The 21,664-nt window shown below is 59.4% G+C and carries 16 protein-coding genes; 15 read left to right on the forward strand and 1 reads right to left on the reverse strand.

Annotated elements, in window-relative coordinates; all coding sequences use genetic code 11:
- The first annotated feature begins 27 nt into the window (after positions 1 to 27).
- From H8E27_09830 to H8E27_09850, 5 genes are all read left to right on the forward strand, one after another.
- Positions 28 to 1,059: a dienelactone hydrolase family protein gene (locus H8E27_09830; GenBank protein ID MBC8325911.1), complete on the forward strand. Its 1,032-nt coding sequence runs from the start codon at positions 28 to 30 to the stop codon at positions 1,057 to 1,059.
- Entirely contained in the window at positions 1,056 to 1,796 is a 741-nt protein-coding gene (locus tag H8E27_09835) for a hypothetical protein (GenBank protein ID MBC8325912.1), read from the forward strand. Before H8E27_09830 ends, H8E27_09835 begins: the two co-directional genes overlap by 4 nt.
- The gene (locus tag H8E27_09840; protein MBC8325913.1) at positions 1,796 to 4,201 is read left to right on the forward strand and encodes a DUF1553 domain-containing protein; all 2,406 of its coding nucleotides are present in this window, start codon (positions 1,796 to 1,798) and stop codon (positions 4,199 to 4,201) included. Before H8E27_09835 ends, H8E27_09840 begins: the two co-directional genes overlap by 1 nt.
- Positions 4,202 to 4,391: 190 nt before the next feature.
- Positions 4,392 to 5,816 (forward strand): DUF1501 domain-containing protein, encoded by a 1,425-nt coding sequence (locus tag H8E27_09845; protein ID MBC8325914.1) that lies wholly within the window; start codon positions 4,392 to 4,394, stop codon positions 5,814 to 5,816.
- A gap of 74 nt (positions 5,817 to 5,890) precedes the next feature.
- Positions 5,891 to 7,096, forward strand: coding sequence for a PQQ-binding-like beta-propeller repeat protein (locus tag H8E27_09850; protein ID MBC8325915.1), 1,206 nt, complete (start codon positions 5,891 to 5,893; stop codon positions 7,094 to 7,096).
- A gap of 16 nt (positions 7,097 to 7,112) precedes the next feature.
- Here H8E27_09850 and H8E27_09855 read toward each other — a convergent pair whose 3' ends face one another.
- Complete coding sequence (locus H8E27_09855; GenBank protein MBC8325916.1) at positions 7,113 to 7,664, reverse strand: hypothetical protein; 552 nt, start codon at positions 7,662 to 7,664, stop codon at positions 7,113 to 7,115.
- Positions 7,665 to 7,743: 79 nt separating this feature from the next.
- Here H8E27_09855 and H8E27_09860 point away from each other — a divergent pair, with 79 nt between their 5' ends.
- The 10 genes from H8E27_09860 (at position 7,744) to H8E27_09905 (ending at position 21,642) form a co-directional block, all read left to right on the forward strand.
- Complete coding sequence (locus H8E27_09860) at positions 7,744 to 9,714, forward strand: DUF1592 domain-containing protein (GenBank protein ID MBC8325917.1); 1,971 nt, start codon at positions 7,744 to 7,746, stop codon at positions 9,712 to 9,714.
- Positions 9,711 to 11,306, forward strand: a complete 1,596-nt coding sequence (locus H8E27_09865; GenBank protein MBC8325918.1) for a DUF1552 domain-containing protein — start codon at positions 9,711 to 9,713, stop codon at positions 11,304 to 11,306. Before H8E27_09860 ends, H8E27_09865 begins: the two co-directional genes overlap by 4 nt.
- 156 nt (positions 11,307 to 11,462) lie before the next feature.
- Positions 11,463 to 12,587: a mandelate racemase/muconate lactonizing enzyme family protein gene (locus H8E27_09870; GenBank protein MBC8325919.1), complete on the forward strand. Its 1,125-nt coding sequence runs from the start codon at positions 11,463 to 11,465 to the stop codon at positions 12,585 to 12,587.
- A 12-nt stretch (positions 12,588 to 12,599) separates the two neighbouring features.
- Positions 12,600 to 14,228, forward strand: coding sequence for a sodium/solute symporter (locus tag H8E27_09875; protein ID MBC8325920.1), 1,629 nt, complete (start codon positions 12,600 to 12,602; stop codon positions 14,226 to 14,228).
- Positions 14,229 to 14,249: 21 nt separating this feature from the next.
- Positions 14,250 to 15,134: a creatininase family protein gene (locus tag H8E27_09880; protein ID MBC8325921.1), complete on the forward strand. Its 885-nt coding sequence runs from the start codon at positions 14,250 to 14,252 to the stop codon at positions 15,132 to 15,134.
- A gap of 236 nt (positions 15,135 to 15,370) precedes the next feature.
- Positions 15,371 to 16,126 carry a creatininase family protein gene (locus H8E27_09885; protein MBC8325922.1) on the forward strand — a complete coding sequence of 252 codons (756 nt, stop codon included), beginning with the start codon at positions 15,371 to 15,373 and terminating at the stop codon, positions 16,124 to 16,126.
- Between the two features lie 54 nt (positions 16,127 to 16,180).
- Positions 16,181 to 16,909, forward strand: coding sequence for an SDR family oxidoreductase (locus H8E27_09890; protein MBC8325923.1), 729 nt, complete (start codon positions 16,181 to 16,183; stop codon positions 16,907 to 16,909).
- A 46-nt stretch (positions 16,910 to 16,955) separates the two neighbouring features.
- Positions 16,956 to 19,721 carry a PSD1 domain-containing protein gene (locus H8E27_09895; protein MBC8325924.1) on the forward strand — a complete coding sequence of 922 codons (2,766 nt, stop codon included), beginning with the start codon at positions 16,956 to 16,958 and terminating at the stop codon, positions 19,719 to 19,721.
- Complete coding sequence (locus H8E27_09900) at positions 19,721 to 20,188, forward strand: GxxExxY protein (protein ID MBC8325925.1); 468 nt, start codon at positions 19,721 to 19,723, stop codon at positions 20,186 to 20,188. Before H8E27_09895 ends, H8E27_09900 begins: the two co-directional genes overlap by 1 nt.
- Positions 20,185 to 21,642, forward strand: a complete 1,458-nt coding sequence (locus H8E27_09905; protein ID MBC8325926.1) for a DUF1501 domain-containing protein — start codon at positions 20,185 to 20,187, stop codon at positions 21,640 to 21,642. Before H8E27_09900 ends, H8E27_09905 begins: the two co-directional genes overlap by 4 nt.
- Positions 21,643 to 21,664 lie beyond the last annotated feature (22 nt).

The following is a 21,664-nucleotide window of genomic DNA, read 5'->3' on the forward strand; positions in this document are numbered from 1 at the left end:
CCTTGGGCAACCAGTGAAAGGGAAGCCATGCCGAATCGTCGTGAGTTTATTAAGTCCACCACTCTGGCCGCGGGCGTAACGGCGCTGGCGGCAGGGCAAGCCACTGAAGCGAAACCTGCCGTGAACGCGAAACAAAAACTCTTCCGCGAAAAACTGCTCGAATGCCTCGGCGGTACGTGGCCTAAAGGCGGGGATTTGAAGCCGGAGAAAACCAAGACGGAGCAGAAGGATGGCTACCGTTTGGAATGGCTGACGTACGAGCTGGAACCGGGCGACCGCTGCCCGGCCATTATGCTGGTGCCCGATGGTGTGAGCGACAAATCGCCCGCGCCGGCCGTAGCCATTTGGCACCAACACGCCGGCCAATGGCACTTGGGCAAGACGGAGCCGGCGGGTCTCGCGGGCAATCCCATGCACCACACCGGCGTGGCGCTGGCCAAGCTCGGCTACGTGGTGTTGTGCCCGGACGCATTGTGCTTCGAGGAGCGGCAGGATCCCCGCAAGAAACTGCGCGGCGGCGCGTACGAGCGATTTGAATTCCTGCGTTACACGGTCGCCGGCCAGTGTATGGCTTGGAAAAATATTTTGGATATGCGGCGCGCGGTCGATTACCTCGTATCGCGGCCCGAGGTGAAGGCCGATCGCCTTGGCTGTTACGGCCACAGTATGGGCTCCACGCACACGTGGCTGGTCGGCCCATGGGAAACCCGCCTGCGTGCGCTAGTGGGCAATTGCTGTCTGCCCACCTACGGTGGCATTCATCGCACCAGCCTGCTGCATTGTTTCCCGAACTTCATCCCGGGCATCCACGAGTACGGCGACACGCCGGATATCGCCGGGTTGATTGCCCCGCGTGCGCTGCATTTGAACCTCGGCGAAACCGACGGCGGCTCGCCCATCCAGGAAGCCCGTGAAGGCGTGAAAACCATCGCCAAAGCCTACGCCCAGGCCGGTGTGCCTGAAAACTTTTCATCCTTCATCGAACCTCAAACCGGCCACGTACTTTCCGATAAAATGTGGAACCACGTGCAGCAATTTTTCGCCAAGCATCTCTCATGAACCGACTCCGCTTCACCCTGCTCCTTTGCCTGAGCCTCGGCACGGTGGCCGCCGCCCGAGAATTGCCGCCCGCTTATTTTCTGATTGGTAACTCGCTCACGTGGGATACGGTGCCCGCGCGGATTGATGGCGATGTGCAATGGCATGTCGACTGCGGCAAACCGATCGCATACATCCACGCGCATCCCGAGAAGCCGTGCGTCAAGACCTCCACGCTTTGGCCCAAGGCGCTGAAGGCTAAGCAATACACCTTTCTGTCCGTGCAACCACATTACGATGCCTCGGTGGCTTCGGCGGCGGAGGCGATTGGCCATTGGATTCGGCTGCAGCCCAACGCCATCGTGGTCATCCACACCGGCTGGGCGCATCATGAAAACCGCGCTGAGGAATACGCCGCCAAGACCGCCACCGGCAAACTCGTCCATAGCGAGGCGCATTATGCGGCGTTGATGGCGCGACTGAAGAAGGAGTTTCCCAAACGCACCATTCGCTCCACGCACGCCATGCGTCTGCTGCATCAAATCGCGGCCGACATCGAGGCGGGCAAGGCGCCGTTGAAGGATGTTTCCGAGCTGCACCGCGACGCTATCCACGTCACCCTCACCGGCGGCCGTTATCTCATGCACAATTGCATGCGCCACGCGCTAAACCAACCGCGCAGCAGCAAGGGGTTTGAAAAGATCGATCCCAAACTCAAGATCTACCTGGACGGCGTGCTGGATACCCTGAAACCGTAATGCGCCCGCTGCTCATCATCAGTATCTGCCTTACCGCATTGACCGCGTTGGCCGATCCGCACTGGTCTTTCCAACCCGTCACGCGCCCGACCACGCCGGCAGGCATGCATCCGATTGATTATTTTGTGGAGAAACAGCTTCGGGAAAAGAACCTGCAACAATCGCCGATGGCTGGACGCGAAGTCCTCCTGCGGCGGGTAACGCTCGATCTCATCGGCCTACCGCCCACGATCAAAGAACTGGAAAACTTTCGCGCAGACAAACGCCCAACAGCCGTGGCATTGGCAGCCGTGGTGGACAGGCTATTGGCCTCGCCGCGATACGGCGAGCGGTGGGCGCAGCATTGGCTGGATGTCATTCGTTGGGCGGAAACGGTTGGCTTCGAGACGAACATCGAACGGCCAGTGGCCTGGCGTTATCGCGATTGGGTGATTACTGCGTTCAATCAAGACCTGCCCTACGACCGATTCATTCGCGATCAACTGGCCGGCGATGTCACCGGCGCGGATGCCGCACTCGGCTTTCTGGTATCCGGCCCCGCGCTGCAACCGGGCCAAATCGGCCGCGATGAAGAGGCCATGCGCTCGGCACGACAGGATGAACTCGATGAAGTCATCCGCACCGTGAGCCAAAGCATGCTCGGCCTCACCATCGGCTGCGCACGCTGCCATGATCATAAGTTCGATCCCATTCTGCAGAAGGATTACTATGGCATGCAGGCCGTGTTCGCCGGTCTGCGCTACGGCAACCGTCGCCTGCGCGGCACGGAAAACGACGCTTGGACCGCCAAGGTGCCTGCCGCGCGCGCGAAAGTGACGCGATTGCAAACCGAGCTAGAGGCCCTGCGCAAAGAGCACGCGCTGCGCCCGCCTTTGCTCAGTGTGCAAACGGAAACATTCGAACCCGTTTTGGCTCAATCGGTTCGAATGAAAATCGCCGCCACAGTCAATGGCGCGGCGGCCTCGATTTACGAATTCGAAGCGTGGACACCCCAAAAACAAAACGCCGCCCTGGCCTCCACCGGCGCGGTGCCCAGCGCCTCGAGCTTTGCCTTGGCCAATCAAACGCGGCATTTTGAAAACCTGACCGACGGCTCGGTCGACCGGCGTCAATCCTTTCCGTGGGTCGCCGCCAGCGCTGGGCCGGCGTGGTTCCGCATTGATTTCCCGAAACCGATGACCCTCCAAAGCATCACGTGGCACAATGGCTCCAGTGTTCCGGCGGAGTACGTAATCGAAGTGCTGCGGCCCGATGATGTGTGGCACCCCATCGCCCGCACAACCGATCGCCTGCCGCGCATGGACGACCGACGCGCTCCGGATAAGGTGAAGCTCACCGAGCTGAACGCCGACCAAGTCAAATCAATCATGGCGCACATCGGCCAGCTCCGCGCGGCGCAAGGCGAACTGAACGGGCTCAATGCTGGCCCGCAAACCTTCGCCGCCAGCTTTGCCTCCCCCGATCCCACTTGGCTGTTGCGCCGGGGTGATCCCATGCAGCGGCTGGAGAAATTGCCGCCATCAATTCCCGGCGTACTGGGCAAACTTCAGCCCAAGGATGCCACCGAACCCGCGCGACGATTGGCGCTTGCGCAGCACCTTACGCGCCCGGATCATCCGCTCACCGCCCGCGTGCTGGTGAACCGCGTGTGGCAACAGCATTTTGGTACGGGCCTCGTGGACACGCCGTCGGACTTCGGCAAGATGGGCAACGCCCCGACGCATCCGAAGTTGCTCGATTGGTTGGCCAGTGAATTTGTGCGGCAAGGCTGGTCCATCAAAAAACTGCATCGCCTAATCCTCACCTCGCGCACCTACCAACAAACCCACCGCCCCAACGCCGCGGCCGCGCGCATTGATACCGATAGCCGTCTGCTGTGGCGGTTCCCCCCGCGTCGACTGGAGGCCGAAGCGATCCGCGACTCGATGCTTTTTGTGAGCGGCAAATTAAATTTGAAAACCGGCGGGCGCGGGTTTGATTTTTTCAATCAACGCGGTGGCCTGTCCGATTATCATCCCAAGGAAACCTTCGAAGCCGATGGCTGGCGGCGCATGATTTACGCCCACAAGGTGCGCATGCAGGCGGTGGATATTTTTGGCGCATTCGATTGCCCCGACGCCGGCCAGATGAAGCCCCGCCGCACCCGGTCCATCACGCCCGTGCAATCGCTCAGCCTGCTCAACAGCCCCTTCGCCAACCGGCAGGCCGACTTCTTTGCCGGTCGCGTCCGGCGCGAAGCCGGCGACGAGATGGGCGCTCAGGTGCAACACGCCTTCCGCCTCGCCACCTCGCGCGACCCCAACCCACGGGAATTGGCCACCCTGCAAACTCTTACTGAACAGCACGGCCTCGAGCAGGCCTGCCGTGTACTGTTCAATTCCAGTTCATTCCTGATGCTCCCATGAAACATAAAATAAAACCACGGACTCGCAGGCTCGTCCCTCCAATCTGCAGCCGAAAAAATGGAGGGACGAGCCTGCGAGTCCGCCATCGAACCTGCGCGCCCACGTGCTGCCGGCACCTTGCCGGCAGAAGTTTGATGAACGACGTTTACCTTCGGCCTGCCGGCGGGGCGCCGGCAGCACAAGTTCTCTCATGACTAATCGCCGACAGTTTTTGATGCAGTCCATGCACGGGTTTTCCGGCGTGGCGTTGGCGGCGATGTTGGCCGAGGAAGGCCGCGCGGAAGGGCCGCGCATTGACGCCACGCGTCCCTATGCGCCGCGCCCTACGCATTTTGCGCCCAAGGCCAAGCGGGTGATCGAGGTATTTTGCTCCGGCGCGTTGAGCCATGTGGACACCTTCGATTTCAAGCCGGAACTGATCAAGCACCACGGCCAACCCTTGCCCGGCAACGATCGGCTGGTGTCGTTTCAGGGGCCGAACGGCAATCTCACCAAGCCCTTGTGGGACTTCAAACCGCGCGGTCAATGCGGCAAGCCGGTCAGCGATCTTGTGCCGCACATTGGCGAGCTGGCGGATGAGCTGTGCTTTTTCCATTCGCTCACCAATAAATCCAACACGCACGGTCCGGCGGAGAATTTCATGAACACCGGGTTCGTCTTCGACGGCTTCCCGAGCATGGGCGCGTGGATCAATTACGCGCTCGGCAGTGACAACGAAAACCTGCCCGCCTTTGTGGCCATCGAAGATCCGCGCGGCATGCCGCAGAGCGGCCCGAACAACTGGGCCAACGGATTCCTGCCCGCCGCGTTTCAAGGCACGCCCTTCAGCAGTACCAAGCCGATCCGATTCCTGAAACGGCCCGCAACTATTTCCGCCACCAAAGACAAAGCCGCGCGCGATGCCCTGCGCGTGTTGGAGCAGGAAAATCAAAACACCTTTCCCGGCGACGCCAATCTCGCCGCGCGTATTGCCAGCTACGAACTGGCCGCCCGCATGCAGCTCACCGTGCCCGAGGCCGCCAACCTCAAAGCTGAGCCAGCGCACATTCGCAAACTGTATGGCGCGGACAGCGACGACCGGCATCAGGCTGCCTTCGCCGACAATTGCATCCTCGCCCGGCGATTGATCGAGCGCGGCGTGCGTTTTGTGCAGCTCTTCAACGGCGCCTACGCTTCCGGCGGTCGCATCAACTGGGACGGTCATTTCAAGTTGAAGGAACAATACGACGTGCACGGCCGCATCCTCGACCAGCCCGTCGCCGGCCTATTGCGCGACCTGAAACAACGCGGTCTGCTGGAGGACACCCTCGTGGTGTTCGCCACCGAGTTCGGTCGCATGCCGATGTTTCAGGCTGGCACCTACGGGCGCGACCATAACCCGCACGGCTTCACCGCCTGGCTGGCCGGTGCCGGCGTGAAAGGCGGCATGAGCTACGGAGCCACCGACGAGTTTGGCTTCAAGGCACAGCGTAACGTCATCACCCCGCACGATTTCCACGCCACCATCCTGCACCTGCTTGGCCTCGATCACGAACGCCTCACCGTCTACCACAACGGCATCCAACGCCGCCTCACCGACGTCCACGGGCACGTGATCAAAGAGGTGCTAACGTAGCCATTGACTGAGTCGATTCACAAATTGATTTTATCAATTCGAAGAACGCCCCGGATTGAGTTATCCTGCTGGGCATGAAAAATACTGTTCTTCTGGCTTGCATCGGGTTTTTAGGCTTCGTGTTGGGTTGCCGTGATCCATTAGCCCTCGACCCTCTACCGCCTGCCCCAAAGAGCATTGCTGCAATAGAATCCCATCCGAGATTCCTTTGGAAATTTGATCTTGGAGATGCGTCCAGTTCTTCCCCGACAATCGGCCATGACGGCACCGTTTACATTGGATCAAGAGCTAAAGATCCCTATGAAGGAATCCTGTACGCAATTAATCCTAAATCCGGACGTAAGAAATGGGAATTTCGCACGGGCGGGAGCGGCATATTTTCTAACCCTGTCGTTGGCGCCGATGGCACTGTATTTATTTCTGACGATCGAAAAGTTTTTGCATTGGACGGGAAAACCGGCGTCAAAAAATGGGGAGCTGAAACAATCGGTCAAACCATGAGTAAAGAATTGGCATTGGATGCCAATGGAACACTCATCGCCATTGGAGGGACAATTTGCGCCTTGAACTCGAAGACCGGAGAGAAAAAATGGGAGACTGATTCCATAGGCTACATGGGATATCCACCTTCGTTTGGTGTTGATGGGACATTTTATATTACTTACGGGCATCGAATTTTTGCACACTCGATTGTGGATGGGAGTGAAATATGGCGATCGACACAAGAAAGCTATACTGGCACACCAGCCTTGGCTCCGGATGGCACCATCTTCATCGGCACGGGAACAAAAGGTGGATCCACAAAATCAAAAATCTACGCATTAGACAGTAAGACAGGTGAGCAAAAATGGTTTTATCAAACAAAAGGGAACATGGTTGACGCAGATCCCGTGATCGGCACTGATGGGACCGTTTATGTAAGTTCCGGAGATTCATTTATGTACGCCTTGGATGGGAAAACCGGAGAAAAGAAGTGGGAGTTCGAAGCAAACCAATGGAGATCTCGATCCGCCGCGATCGGGACGGATGGCACGGTTTATTACGGAACGGACGATTATTCCGTTTACGCACTGAATGGCAAAACCGGTGCCAAGCTCTGGGAATTCCCGACGGGTTCGATCATCCAAACATCCCCTGCACTTAGCCAAGACGGCACCCTATTCATTGCTTCGAATGATTACCATCTGTACGCCATTAAAACGGACAGCAAAGGTTTAGCAAAGAGCTCATGGCCCATGTCTGGACAAAACAACCAAAGAACGAACCACGCCGCCAAGTAACGCGCGCTACTGCCCGCTACTTGTTCGGAAATCGCTCATCAACAATCTTCGCATCTTCGGGAAGGCGAATGCGATTGAGGTCCACAATCTTGCCGTCGATCACGAGCTCAATGGCGTGGAGGGTGCAGTCTTTGAAATAGACACCCGGCGTCTTTGAGAAATCGGTTTGCTCAGGCTTCACTTTCGCGGGCGGGTTGCCGGCGGCCTTGGACCACGTAAACAGTCGGATGCCGGCGGTTTTGTTTTTGGCCGGACGCGTGTCCAAAACCCTCACGTGCGGCCCGCGCTTGAGGGTGAGGGGCACCTCCTTGGGGCGCAGCTTCAGGAGATGCGGCCACATGGCCTCGAATTGCTCGCGATCCTTGAAGGTGATTTCAAAGCTGTTGTAGGCTTTGCCTTCATGAATGCGGCCATGGCTCCAGGTCCAGGCCTGTTTGCGGAGTGGATCCAACTCCTTGGGCCAATCTTGCGGCCACCACCCGCCCGGTCCGCCCAAAGAAAGGGCCTGAGCCACCGGACTCAGCGCGAGCATGCCGATGGCGAGGGTGATGAGGCGGAATAGTTTCATGAAGAGTTTGACGGACTCGCAGGCTCGTCCCTCCATTGTGTGATAGTTGGAGATTGGAAAGTTCGCCGAATTTCGTATCATGGCGGCGCTAAAAATTGGCATGCGGCGCGTAATTTTTCATTTTGTTTTTCTCGCCTCCCTCGGCTGGGCTGGGGCGGTGGAATTGCCTGAGGTGGCGGAGGTGTTGAGGGCGCGGTGCATGGATTGTCATGACTGCGAGACGAGCAAGGGCGGTGTGAATTTGGAGGCGCTGCTGGCGGCAACGGATTTTCGGGAGAAAGAAAACGCCAAGATCTGGCTAAAGGTGGATCACATGGTGGCCACGGGCGAGATGCCGCCTAAAAAAAAGAAGCCGCTCACCGCCCCGGAAAAGGCGGTGATCACCGGCTGGTTCTCGGAAGCGTTTGTGTTGAAGGACGGACGCGAACACATCGGGGCCACACCGCTGCGTCGACTGACGCGTTATGAGCTGATCAACACGCTGGAGGATTTGCTGCACGTGAACCTCAAGCCCGCGTATGTGTATAGTCCGGAAGTCCCGGCGCTGTTGCCCTCCACGCTGGAAACTCTGCTGCCGGCCGATGCGCCGGGCGAATCGGGTTTCACCAACGACGCCGCTCAACAGGCCGGCACCCCGCCGCCGATCCTGAAGCTCAGCGCGGCATTCGATTTTGCGCTGAAGACTTTTGCGAAAGATCAGGAGGCACGCGCGAAGGTGTTTGGAATGAAAGTGATCCCGGCGGATTTGCCGGATGCCGAGGCGCGAGAGATTCTGCTGCGCTTCACACGCCGGGCGTGGCGGGGCTATCCCAATGCCGCCAACGAAGCGGTCGTGTGGCGCGCCTACCAAACCCAGCGCCAAGACGCCGCGCCGCAGGCGGCGTTGCTGCACGCGATGAAGATCGCCCTCCTTTCGCCGGCGTTTATTTACCGGATGGAGATGGTGCAAAACCGGCCGCTGCCTTACGCCGTGAACGATCGGGAATTGGCCAATCGTCTGAGTTATTTTCTTTGGGCCAGCCCGCCCGATGACGAATTGATCCGCAAAGCCGACCGCGGCGAACTGCGCCGGCCGGACGTGCTCGCCGCTCAGGTGGATCGTCTGTTGAACTCGCCGAAGCGTCTGGCGTTGGCGGAAGATTTCGCCGGACAATGGCTGGGCTTTACCGATCTCGTGGACAACCGCGTGTTTTACCAGAACGAAAACTGGAACCGCGGCGTGTACGATGAGGCCCTGTTTTTCTTTGATGAATTGGTGAAATCGGACCGGCCGATTCTGGATCTCATCGATTCGAACTGGGTGTACCAGAGCAACTACACCGGCGTGCGCACGGCCGGCGGCGGGCATGCGTTTGAGGCGAAGTACGCGGATATTTTCGACTGGCGCCGTCAACGGCCGGGCGGCATTCGCGAGCGATTTTATGAACCGCCGCGCTTAATCAAAATCAACAGCGACCAGCGCGGCGGACTGATCACGTCCGTCGGCATTCTGCGGGTCACCTCCGCGCCCGATCGCACCAACCCCATCCGACGCGGCGTGTGGCTGCTGGACAAGGTGCTCGGCCGGCAACTACACGCGCCGGAAAACATTCCCGCCCTCAGCCAAAGCGAGCGCGTGAATGGCAAGAAACTCGAGGATCTCGCCGACATCATGAAGGCCCACGCCAGCAAAGCCATTTGCGTGAGCTGCCATCAGCACATCGACCCGCTCGGGTTGGGTCTGGAGAATTTCGATCCCTTTGGCAAATGGCGGACCACCTATCCCAACCGCCGACCGGTGAAGAGCGACGGCGCCTTCCCCAACGGCGCGGCCTTCAACACGCCGCGGGCGATGAAACAAATTTTGCTGAAAGATTACCGCGAACCCATCGTCCGAAATTTCACGAAACGCCTGCTGGCCTACGCCATCGGCCGCAAGCTCAAGCCGCACGATCGGCCGGCCGTGGACCGAATTTGCGCGGCCCTTGCGGCGGACGGCAATAAAATGAACACCTTGATCCGCGGCATTATCGCCAGCCCGCAGTTTCAACAACGACAAGACGCACCATGAGCAAGTCATCCTACCTCATCCCGCGCCGCACCTTTTTGCGCGGCATCGGCGCCACGCTGGCCCTGCCGGCGCTGGAGATCATGTCGCCCGCCCTCAGCCACGCCAAGACCGCCAAGCCCAAGCGCCCCGTGCGCCTGGCTGTGCTCTTCAAGGGCGCGGGCGTGAACCCTACCTCATGGGATATCACCGGCGCCACGGAAACGGAGTTCACCCTCTCGCGCCTATTGCAGCCGCTGGAGAAAAACAAAAAGGACATCGTCGTCCTGCGCAATATCGACACCGACCAGCGCGCCAATGGCGGCCACGAGAATGTGACCGTCACCTTCATGACCGGCCGCACGCGCAAGAGCCGGCTGGAACAATGGCAATCGTTTGATCAAGTGATCGCCGATGAGGTCGGCCGCACGACGCCCGTGAAATCGCTCGCGCTACGCAGTGACACGTATCTCGATCACAAGGATCCCGCTGAGAACTTCATTTCCTACGGCACCGATGGCAGTCCCCTACCCGTCGAGGCCAAACCGGAGGTGGTATTCAACCGTTTGTTCAAGGGCTTTCACAACAGCGACTTTCGCCAGCGCACCACGAGCGTGTTAGATGAAGTGAAAGACAGCTACGCCGCCATTGCCCGCAAGGCCAGCCGGCGCGATCAACAGGTGCTCGAGCAGTATCTGCAATCTGTACGCGAGGTGGAGCGCGATATCGAGCAGTTCAGCACACAAGGCAACGCCGCGCGCGATGCCAAGCTGCGGAAGATCCAGCCCGTGCCGGCCGTCAATAATCTCGCCGAACGCACCGCCGCCATGCTCGACCTAATGGCGCTGGCCTTCTGGACGGACATGACCCGCGTAAGCACGCTGATGATGGCGCACACTGAGAGCCGGTCCACCTTCGAGTTTCTCGGCATCAATGACGAGCTGCACATGCTTTCGCACTTTGTGCGCACGCGCAACCGCTCCTCCGGCTTGGACGGCTACGACCGCATCAACCGCTGGTACATCAGCCAGTTCGCGCGGTTCATCAACCGCCTCAAGGCATTGCCCGACACCGAGGGCACCGTGTTCGACAACAGCGCCGTGCTCTTCGGCTCGGGCATCAAACACGGCGATTATCATTCCGTCACCGATCTCCCCCTCGTGCTGGCCGGCGGCGGCGGCGGGCAAATCCAGCCGGGGCGGTACGTGGAATATCCCAACGTGCCCAACGGCAATTTGCATTTGAAGCTCATGCAGATCATGGGTGTGCACCGCGATCAATACGGCAACTCCACCGGCGTGTTGCCGGGCATCTCGGAGAAAGCCAACCTCGCACCGCGTTACGTGGATGACGGCTCGTGGAAAATCACCACCGATGCCGGCAACAAGATCGCGCTCAAGGGCCTGCTGAAGATCAGCGTGAAAGCCGATGACCTGAACCATTATCTGGTGCAACTCTCCGGCGGCAAGGAACTCGACATCCGCCCGAGTTTTGGCAATGTCCACAGCACTCGCCTCGACGCCAGCGTCGGCTCCGTCGTCCAGCTCGAAGGCGAAACCAGCGTCAAAGACGGCCACAAAACCATCACCAAGATCACTCGCATCAAGCGTCTGTAAATGAAAACCCTGCTCGCCCTTCTCCTCACCACCGTCGGCCTCCTTGCCGTCTCGCCGACGTCCACGGGCATGTGATTAAAGAAATCCTCCCCTGATTTTTTAACAAAAAAATTTACGCTTGAACCCGCACGACCACTCTTTAGGTTAGCCGTTCCCATGAAAATTAAACAGGTCATTTGTCAGGTGCTACGGTTGGAGTCGGTGGAAAATAAAACCGCGAGCAGCCAAGATGCCGTGATTGTGCGAATCCGCACGGACACGGGACTCGAAGGTGTGGGCGAGGCAGACTCGTCCCCGGAAGTAGTAAAGGCCATCATCGATGCACCCTTCAGCCACAATGTCGCGTGTGGATTACGCGAAATGTTGCTCGGCGAAAACCCGCTGGAGACCGACCGACTTTGGCAGAAGCTCCATCGCGGCTCGCAATATTTCGGGCGCTCATCGGTCACCCTGTCAGCCATCAGCGCGATTGACTTGGCCTTGTGGGATCTCAAAGGCAAACATTTTGGCGAACCAATCCACCGACTGCTCGGCGGCAAACGCCACAACAAAATCCGCGCCTATGCATCCATCCTTTTTGGGAGCGATGGCGCAGAGACTGCGGACATCGGCCGACGCTGGATTGAAGCTGGCTACACCGCGGTGAAATTTGGATGGGAACCGATGGGCGAAAGCGAAGCGGTGGACCTGGATCTTGTGCGCGGCGCGCGCGAAGGCATCGGCGAAGACGCCACACTGCTCATCGACGCCGGCTGCGTATGGGATGCCCGCACCGCCCTACGCCGGGCCGAACGGTTTGCCCAGTACAATCCCGAATGGCTGGAAGAGGCGCTTCAACAGGCAGACATCGACGGCTACCGTTGGTTGCGCGACCGCTCACCCGTACCCATCGCGGCCGGAGAGGGCGAGTGCGGAGCGGAATCGTTCCGGGCACTCATTGACCGGCACGCGCTGGATGTTTATCAAGTCGATCTATCACGCAACGGCTTCACCGATGCCAGCTACATCCGCCGCCGCGTGGAAGAGATTGGTGCGCGCCTGTGCAACCACTGCTACACCAGCCCCATCACCCACGCCGCCAGCGCCCATTGGCTCTCCACCTGCCGCGACGCGTTTTTGTTTGAAGATTGTGTAGAAGATTCCGCGCTCCGGCACGAGTTAACCCACGAGAAAATCCAGGCCAAAGATGGCTGGCTGCACGTCCCCGACCGCCCCGGCCTCGGCATCACTCTTAACGAGGAATTCATCAGCCAATACCTCGTCTCCGAATCGGGCGCATAACATTCCCATCCAATGACCTTTTGGGATTGGCTGATTGTCCTGGTGCTTAACGGCGGCGTAATCGCTTTTGGGTTTTATTTGGCACGCGGCACCAGGACGAGTGAGGATTGGTTTCTCGGTCGACGCGCGCTGGCGTGGTGGGCAATTGGCCTATCGATGTTTGCCACCAATATCGACAACGCCGACCTCGTCTCGCTCACCGGCACCACGTACAAAGAAGGCCTGCACATCATCACCGTGCACACCCTCGGCTCACTGTTGGGCGCCTGCTTTGCGGCGTTTTATGTGGTGCCGGCGATGGCGCGCGCAGGCCAATACACCAACGCCGAATACCTCGAAACCCGCTTCGGCCCGGGCACGCGCGTGCTCAGCGCGCTGATACAAATCCAATATCGCAGCAGCATGCTGGGCCTGATGATTTGGGCCATCTACTTGCTGCTCACAAAATTTCTCGGCATGCCCGCCTCCACCGCGTGGCTGGCCATCGTGGCGCTGGTCGCGGCGGCAGCGTTGTACACCTCATGGGGCGGGTTGAAATCGGTAGTGATGACCGATGCGCTGCAGGGCGTAATTATGTTCATCGGAATGGGCGTGATTTTCGTGGCGGTCTGGAACGCTGCCGGCGGTTGGTCGAGTATGATCGAAACAATTTCAAAACAAGGCCAAGGCGACCTCGCGCACGTCGGGCGATATTTTGGCGATAACAATAAAACGCCGCCGGTTTTGATTCTCATTGGCTGGACGATTATCGGCTGCGGATACTGGAGCGTGAACCACAGCCAAACCATGCGGCTAGCCGGCGCGCGTTCCTTCTGGGATATGAAGATGGCGGCGATTATCGGCGCAACCATCAGCATGCCCATCATGGTCGCCTGCGCCTCAATGGGCCTCTTCGGGCGGGCGCTGTTTCCCGGCTTTGAAAACCCCGACGCGTTGTATCCGCACATGGCGGACCAGTTCTTGGGAGTCGGCGCCAAAGGGCTCGTGGTGGCCGCCATCTTTGCGGCAGCCATCAGCACATTCGATTCCATCGGGTCCTCGCTCTCCGCGCTGTTCACGCGCGACATTTATGCTCGCCACATTTCCGGCCAACGCGATGACCGCCACTACCTCAAAGTCAGCCGTTGGGCCACGTTGGCAATTCTCGCCCTCGGCTTCGCGTACATTCCCTTCATCAGTTCCAAGGACACCATGCTAAAAGCGTTTCTTACCTTGATTCCTGTTTTTGTCACCCCGTTGTTCACCATTTATTTGATCGGAATTTTCACTCGCGCCCACGCCCGCGCAGGGCTCATTGGCCTGATCACCGGCAGTGCATACGGCCTTGTGGCCTTGGTTGACCGCGAAATTCACGACCTCGTCTGGCTCTCCAGCAACTTCACCGGCCGCTGGGTGGCGCTGACTTGGGCAATGGTATTCACCGCAACCGGCGCGTTGGCCGCCACACTTATTTACGGCAAACACACTGACCAACCGCCTCCCCCCCAACCGTCCGGCTGGCTGCGCAACAGCAGCGAATCGCTCGGCACGCTGCCCGAGCATCCGTTCCAAACCACCCCGCCCCGCTGGCTCCAACCTGGCCCCATTGCCCTCGGGCTAATCGCCGCAACCGCCAGCGTTCTCTTTCTATTTTTTTGGTGAACCCATAAACTGATCCTAATTATGAACGACCAACATCTCACCGAACATCGTTACGAAAAACTGACCTGGCCGGAAATCAATGACGCCATCGCAGCGAAGCAAATCTGCATCATCCCGTGCAGCGCCGTGGAACAACACGGGCCGCACCTGCCGCTGGATGTGGATATGCTGCTCTCCAACAGCGTCGCCCTCGAGGCCGGCCGCCAGCGCGCGGAGAAAACGCTCGTGCTGCCCAGCGTTTCCTACGGATACACCGGCCACGTAATGGATTTCCCCGGCACCATCAACGTGCACTATCAGCATTTCATCGATCAGGTTTTGGACATCACCAAAAGCCTCGCCTACCACGGATTCAAGAAAATCCTGCTGCTCAACGGCCACGGCTCGAACATGCCGAACCTCGACCTTGTCGCCCGCCGTTGCAATCTCGAGACCGATGCCGAGTGCGGCCTCTGTGCGTGGTGGCACCTGCTCACCGTTGATCCCGATTTTCTGCCCGGCTGGCGCGAAAGCGAATTCCCCGGCGGCTGCGCCCACGCCTGTGAATTAGAAACCGCCATGTACCTCCACCTCGATCCGGAAAATGTGCGGAAAGACGTCATCAAATCCGGCGATATTTCCTATAACACCACCAAGTCGCCGTACCGCTTCACCGACATTTACGGTGTCGGCGCCATCAATATCACCAGCTGGACCGCCAGCTATTCGGATACCGGCGTGCTCGGCGACGCCGAAAAAGGAACTGCCGAAAAAGGCAAAGCCGCCTTTGAGGAAGCCGTGAAACATCTCTGCGGTTTCATCGACGAATGGCACGCCCAACCCCCGCCCATCCGCCACGAAGCCCACACCCAAAAACCCACCATCCCCATGCCCTGGGGACAGGCCGATTCACTGCCACGTCAGTAAAATTAACCGCCAAATGGTAGCGTGTCGCACAGAATTCGCGCCGAATCGTTGCTCACGCTCAAAATTCATCCTCGGCATTGGAATGTCGATCTTCCCACCGGTTTGATTGCTTCAGCGTTGACTAAAATCAATCAACAAACCATCGACACAAATCGTTAACGATCGGTCGTTTTCCAAAACCAACCGCTCCTCCCTCCAGTCTTGCGCGGCCTGTCCGGTTGGTTAAGCTCGCGGCTATGAAACTTACTGACCTCAAGTGGCCCGAAGTCGATTCGCTTAGCAAGGACTTGCCCGTGGTCATTCCCATCGCCGCCCACGAGCAGCACGGGCACCATATGCCGTTGCATACGGACAGCCTGTTGCTGGGCGAAATTGTCCAGCGAGCCGAGGTGCGTGTGGGCGGGGATATTCTGTTTGCGCCGCTGCAGTGGTTGGGCAATTCGCATCATCATATGGATTTCCCCGGCACCCTGTCCGCCGAGCCGCGCGCTTATCTTGATCTGCTCAATGGGCTGCTGGAGAATTTCATTCAGCACGGCTTCAAGCGGTTGATTTTGTTGAACGGCCACGGGGGCAACATGGTGCCCGGCGCGCAAGTGGTGTTTGAGCTACGCCAACGACTGCGCGATCGCTCCGACCTGCTTCTCCTCTCCACTACCTACTGGGACAACGGCGCCCCGACCGCTGCGCGCGATGATTTTGTGCAAACGCAAATGGGACACGCTGGCGAATGGGAAACTTCGATGATGCTGGTCATCCGACCCGAGTTGGTGGGCGACCATACGGCCGTGCCCGAGGTGCCCTTTGGCGAGGCCTTCCCCACCGCCACGCGCGGCTGGACGATGCCCGATCGTAGCAAGCCCGGCCACATCGGCACGCCCGCCGCCGCTACCGCCGAGAAAGGCGAGACGCTACTCACCTGTTTCACCGACGGCGTGTGCGATTTCCTGAACCGCGCGCGCGATTGGGATGGCCACAGCTGGGAGGGCTGAGCTCTCAGCACCGAACATTTGATCACCGCAGGCAAACGCGGTACAACGGCGGCCATGAGCGATACCAAACCTCTTGTTGTGATCACCGGCGCCAGCTCAGGCATTGGCGCCGCCACGGCCAAGGCCTTTGCCGGAGCCGGATTTCCGCTGCTGCTGCTGGCGCGGCGGGTGGAATTGATGGAAGCCCTCGATCTGCCCAACACCCTGTGCCGCAGTGTGGATGTGCTCGATCGCGAGGCGATCAAGGCCGCGGTTGCCGAGGCGGAAGCTGCGCACGGGCCCACCGAGATTCTGATCAACAACGCCGGCATCATGCTCAACGGCGATCCGACCACGCAAAACCCCGAGGAATGGGATCGCGTCATCGACGTGAATCTCAAGGGCGTAATGAACGGCGTGCATGCCGTGTTACCCGCCATGGTCGAGCGGCAGGGCGGCACCATCGTGAATCTCGGCTCGATCGCCGGCCGTAAAACCTTCGGCGCTCATTCCGTTTATTGCGGCACCAAGTTCGGCGTACACGCCATCACCGAGACCATTCGGGAAGAGGTCGCCGGCAAAAACGTGCGGCTCATCACCATCGCCCCCGGCATGGTCGGCACCGAACTGGTCAGTCATTCCACCGATGAAGCCGCCAAAAAAGGCTGGTGGGATTACGCTAATCAAATCGGCGGCCCGCTGGAGCCCGAGGACATCGCCGACAGCATCCTGTACGCCTGTCAGGTGCCCCAGCGAGTGTGTGTTCGGGAAATGGTCATCTGCCCGACCCGCCAGGAACCCTGAGCGATTCAGCGCTTGACGCCTCACAGCCCTGCCGCACACTAGCGGTATGAACGGTCGTGTTCGCACTCTATTGGTCGCCGGTTTGACCACCGGCCTGTGGGCGTTCGCCATTGATGTGGAGGAATTGCCGCCGCCCGCCAAACAGGTGGTTGATTTCAAAAAGGATATCTGGCCGCTCTTTCAACAGCACTGTGTGAAGTGCCACGGCCCAGATCAGCAAAAGAGCGGTTACCGGATCGACATCGCCGAGCTGGCTCTCGAAGGCGGCGAGATGGGCGAAGCCATCATCCCCGGCAACAGCGCCAAGAGTCCGTTGATCCATTTCATTTCCGGGCTGGACGAGGAAGTCGTGATGCCGCCCAAGGGCGACCCTTTCAATGCCAAAACCGTCGGCCTCATCCGCGCCTGGATCGATCAGGGCGCGGACTGGCCGGAAGACGTCGGCGCGAAGGCGGTGGACCGGATGGATCATTGGGCGTTTAAGAAAATCACATGGCCCGGTTCGCCGCGGTTCATGCAGCCGATTGATGCCTTTGTGAAGGTGCAACTGGAATCGAAGGGGCTGGGGTTCAATCCACGCGCGGACAAGCGCACGTTGATTCGCCGATTGTATCTGGTCATGCACGGGCTGCCGCCGTCGCCGGAGGAGGTGGAGGCGTTTGTGAACGATTCGGCGCCCGACGCCTACCCCAAGCTGGTGGATCATCTACTGGCCAGCCCGCGTTACGGCGAACGGTGGGCGACGCATTGGCTGGATCTCGTGCGCTTTGGAGAATCGCATGGATTCGAAACCAACCGCGAACGCATCCACGCTTGGCCCTACCGCGACTGGGTGATCCGTGCGCTCAATGAAGACAAACCGTACAACCAGTTTGTGCGCGAGCAACTGGCGGGCGATGCGCTGGGCGAACCCATCGGCACGGGCTTCCTCGTCGCCGGACCGCACGACATCGTGAAAGGGCAATCGCCCGAACTCGGCCGCATGCAGCGCGCCAATGAACTGGACGACATGATCAACACCACCGGCACGGTGTTCCTAGGGCTCACCACCGGTTGCGCGCGTTGTCACAATCACAAGTTCGATCCCATTTCGCAGCAGGATTACTACGCGCTCAAGGGCATCTTCGAAGGCGTGAAACACGCCGATCGCAATCTGCCGCTCAACGACGCCGCCAAGGCCAAGACCGCCGCCATGCAACAGCGGGTTGGGGAATTGAAAACGCAGCTGGCCACATTCATCGCGCCGGTCGGCCAAGGCAAACGCCCGGCGGTGACAGCCAAACACAACATCGAATCGTTCCCCGCCGTGGAGGCGCGGTTTGTGCGCTTTACCATCACTCGCAGCACCTCCAGCCAACCGTGCCTTGATGAGCTGGAGATTTTTTCCGGCGCGAAAAATATCGCGCTCGCCAGTCAAGGCGCCAAGGCGAGTTCGGGCGGTGATTTCAAACACGCGCTGCACAAGCTCGCGCAAATCAATGACGGCCAGTACGGCAATGCCAAGAGCTGGATCGCCGCCGGCAACACCGGCTGGGTGCAAATCGAATTGGCCCGGCCCACCCGCATTGACCGCATCGAGTGGGCGCGCGATCGGCAGGGAAAATACGCGGATCGCGTGCCCATCGGCTACCGCATCGAAGCCGGACTGAAGGAAGGCGAATGGAAGACGATTGCCAGCTCAACGGATCGCCAGCCGTTCAAAGGCGGCCAGCCGGCCAAGCCGGTTTATGCCTTCGATACCCTTCCGAAAGCGGAGGCGGAGCGCGGCAGGCAGTTGTTGGCGGAACTGGAGCAGACCGAACAGCAACTCAAGATTCTGCAGAACAGCACCAAGGCGTACGTCGGCACGTTCGCTCAACCCGGACCGACCCGATTGTTTTATCGCGGTGATCCGGAGTCCCCGCGCGATGCGGTTACGCCGGGTGCCTTGGCCAAGTTTGTGTCGCTTAAGATCGATGAGAAGACCGTCGAGCAACAACGCCGGCTCGCTTTGGCCGATTGGATCGTAAGCGATACCAACCCACTCGCGCGGCGTGTAATCGTCAACCGCATCTGGCAACATCACTTCGGCGCGGGGCTGGTGGATACACCCAATGACTTCGGCCGCAATGGCGTAGCCCCGACGCATCCCCAGCTGCTGGACTGGCTCGCGTCCACTTTGGTGTCCGACGGCTGGTCGCTCAAGAAACTGCACCGCCGCATTCTCCTCACCCAAACCTGGCAACAAAGCAGCCGCCCCCACGCCAAGGCGCTGAAGATCGATGCCGCCAGCCGGTTACTTTGGCGATTCCCCACCCGCCGCCTGGAAGCCGAGGCCATCCGCGATTCCATGCTGAACGCGAGCGGCGTGCTGGATTTGAAAATGGGCGGCCCGGGCTTCAGCGGGTTTGAGGTGCAGATGGAAAATGTCCGCCACTTTTTCCCGAAGAAAAACTACGGCCCCGCCGACTGGCGTCGGATGGTGTACATGACCAAAGTGCGGCAGGAACAGGAAAGCGTGTTCGGCGCCTTCGACTGCCCCGACGCCAGCCAGGGCGTCCCCAAACGCAGCCGCTCCACCACGCCGTTGCAGGCACTCAACCTTCTCAACAGCACCTTCGTCATGCAGCAAGCCGCCCTGCTCGCCAAGCGCCTGCAAACCGACGTCGGCAAGGATCTCCAACAACAAATCGCCCGCGCCTTTACCCTCTGCTTCAACCGCCCGCCCACCGCCGATGAATTGAAAGACGCCACCTCTTTCATTCAAGCCGAAGGGCTGCAGGCTTTTTCCCGTGCAATGTTGAATGCGAATGAATTTGTGTTTGTGCCATGATGGAATCCTCACGCAGAGACGCAGAGACGCGGAGTGTTGAACTGGAAACGAATGAGGTTTCCGGCGCTGTGGTGAATTGTGCGTTGCGGATTCATCAAAAGCTGGGGCCGGGATTGTTGGAATCGGTTTATCAACGGATTCTCGCATACGAATTGCGGAAGGCGGGTTTGACAGTGGAGACCGAAGTGCCTGTGCCGGTCGAATGGGATGGGCATGTCATTGATGAGAGTTTCCGTGCTGACCTGATTGTCGGCGGCAAAGTTCTGGTCGAGTTGAAATCCGTCGAACGCATCCAACCCGTTCACAAAAAACAAACCCTCACCTACCTCAAGCTCAGCAACCTCCAAGTCGGATTACTGATCAATTTCGGAGCTTCGCTTCTCAAAGAAGGCATCCATCGCATCGTAAACGACTTCCCTGAAAACCCCTCCGCGTCCCCGCGCCTCCGCGTGAGTCCAAAAATATGAACTCTCTCCTGAATCGCCGTCAATTTCTTAGCAACACCGGGCAAGGACTCGGCGGGATTGCCTTGGCCAGTCTGCTGGCGCGGGAAGGGGCGCTGGCGGAGGATGGCCCCATCCGACCGAAGATTGATCCAGCCAAACCATTTGCCGCGCGGGATGCGCATTTTAAAGGCAAGGCCAAACAGGTGCTGGTGATTTTCTGCTCCGGCGCGTGCAGTCAGCTGGACACGTTTGACTACAAGCCGGAGCTGATCAAACGCCACGGACAACCGATGCCGGGCGGTGACACACTCAAGACGTTTCAGGGCGCGCAGGGTAATCTCACCAAAAGCCCGTGGGAATTCAAAGCGCGCGGGCAATCGGGCAAGATGGTGTCCGAACTGGTTCCGCAATTAGGCGAGCTGGCCGATGAGATGTGTTTCATCCATTCGCTCACCGGCAAAACGAACACGCACGGCCCCGGCGAAAATTTCATGTCCACCGGTTACACGCTGGATGGGTTTCCCAGCATGGGCGCATGGATGACGTGGGCGCTCGGCTCGGCCAATGACGAATTGCCCGCCTACGTGGCCATCCCCGATCCGCGCGGCACGCCACAAAGCAGCGTCAACAATTGGGGCCCCGGCTTTCTGCCTGCGGCATTTCAAGGCACGGATTTCAACGCCAGTAAACCGCTGCGCAACCTCGCTCGTCCCGCCGGCATCAGCGCCAAGACCGACCAAGCCACCCGCAGTTTTCTCCAGCGCCTCAACGAACGGCATCTCCAGAAATTTCCCGGCGACACCGAATTGGCCGCGCGCATTTCCAGCTATGAACTGGCCGCGCGCATGCAGCTCAGCGTGCCCGAAGTCAGCGATCTCTCCACCGAGAAGGCGTCCACTCTCAAAATGTACGGTGCCGACGACGCCACCAATCCCATCAAGGCCGGCTTCGCCAAGAACTGCATCCTTGCCCGGCGTCTTCTGGAGAAGGGCGTGCGTTTCGTCCAACTCTTCAATGGCGCCTACCAAACCGGCGGCGAAGGCGTTAGCAACTGGGACGGCCACAAGGTGCTGCACCAACAATACGCCAAGCACGGCCCCGTGCTCGATCAACCCGCCGCCGCCCTCCTGCGCGACCTCAAGCAACGCGGCATTCTGGAGGACACCCTCGTCGTCTGGTGCACGGAATTCGGCCGCATGCCGACCTTCCAAAAAGGCGCCAGCGGTCGCGACCACAACCCCGACGGCTTCACCGCCTGGCTTGCCGGTGCCGGCGTCAAACGCGGCCATACCCACGGCGCCACCGATCCCTTCGGCTGGAAAGCCGAGCAAGACGTCGCCACCGTCTACGACTTCCACGCCACCCTCCTCCACCTCCTCGGCCTCAACCACAAACGCCTCACCTACTACCACAACGGCTTCGAACGAAGGCTCACCGACGTCCACGGGCACGTCATCAAGGACGTCCTTGCGTAAGTTCTCTTTTTAGAGTACACTT

This window comes from Limisphaerales bacterium (assembly GCA_014382585.1).
In the GTDB taxonomy this organism is placed as follows: domain Bacteria; phylum Verrucomicrobiota; class Verrucomicrobiia; order Limisphaerales; family UBA1100; genus JACNJL01.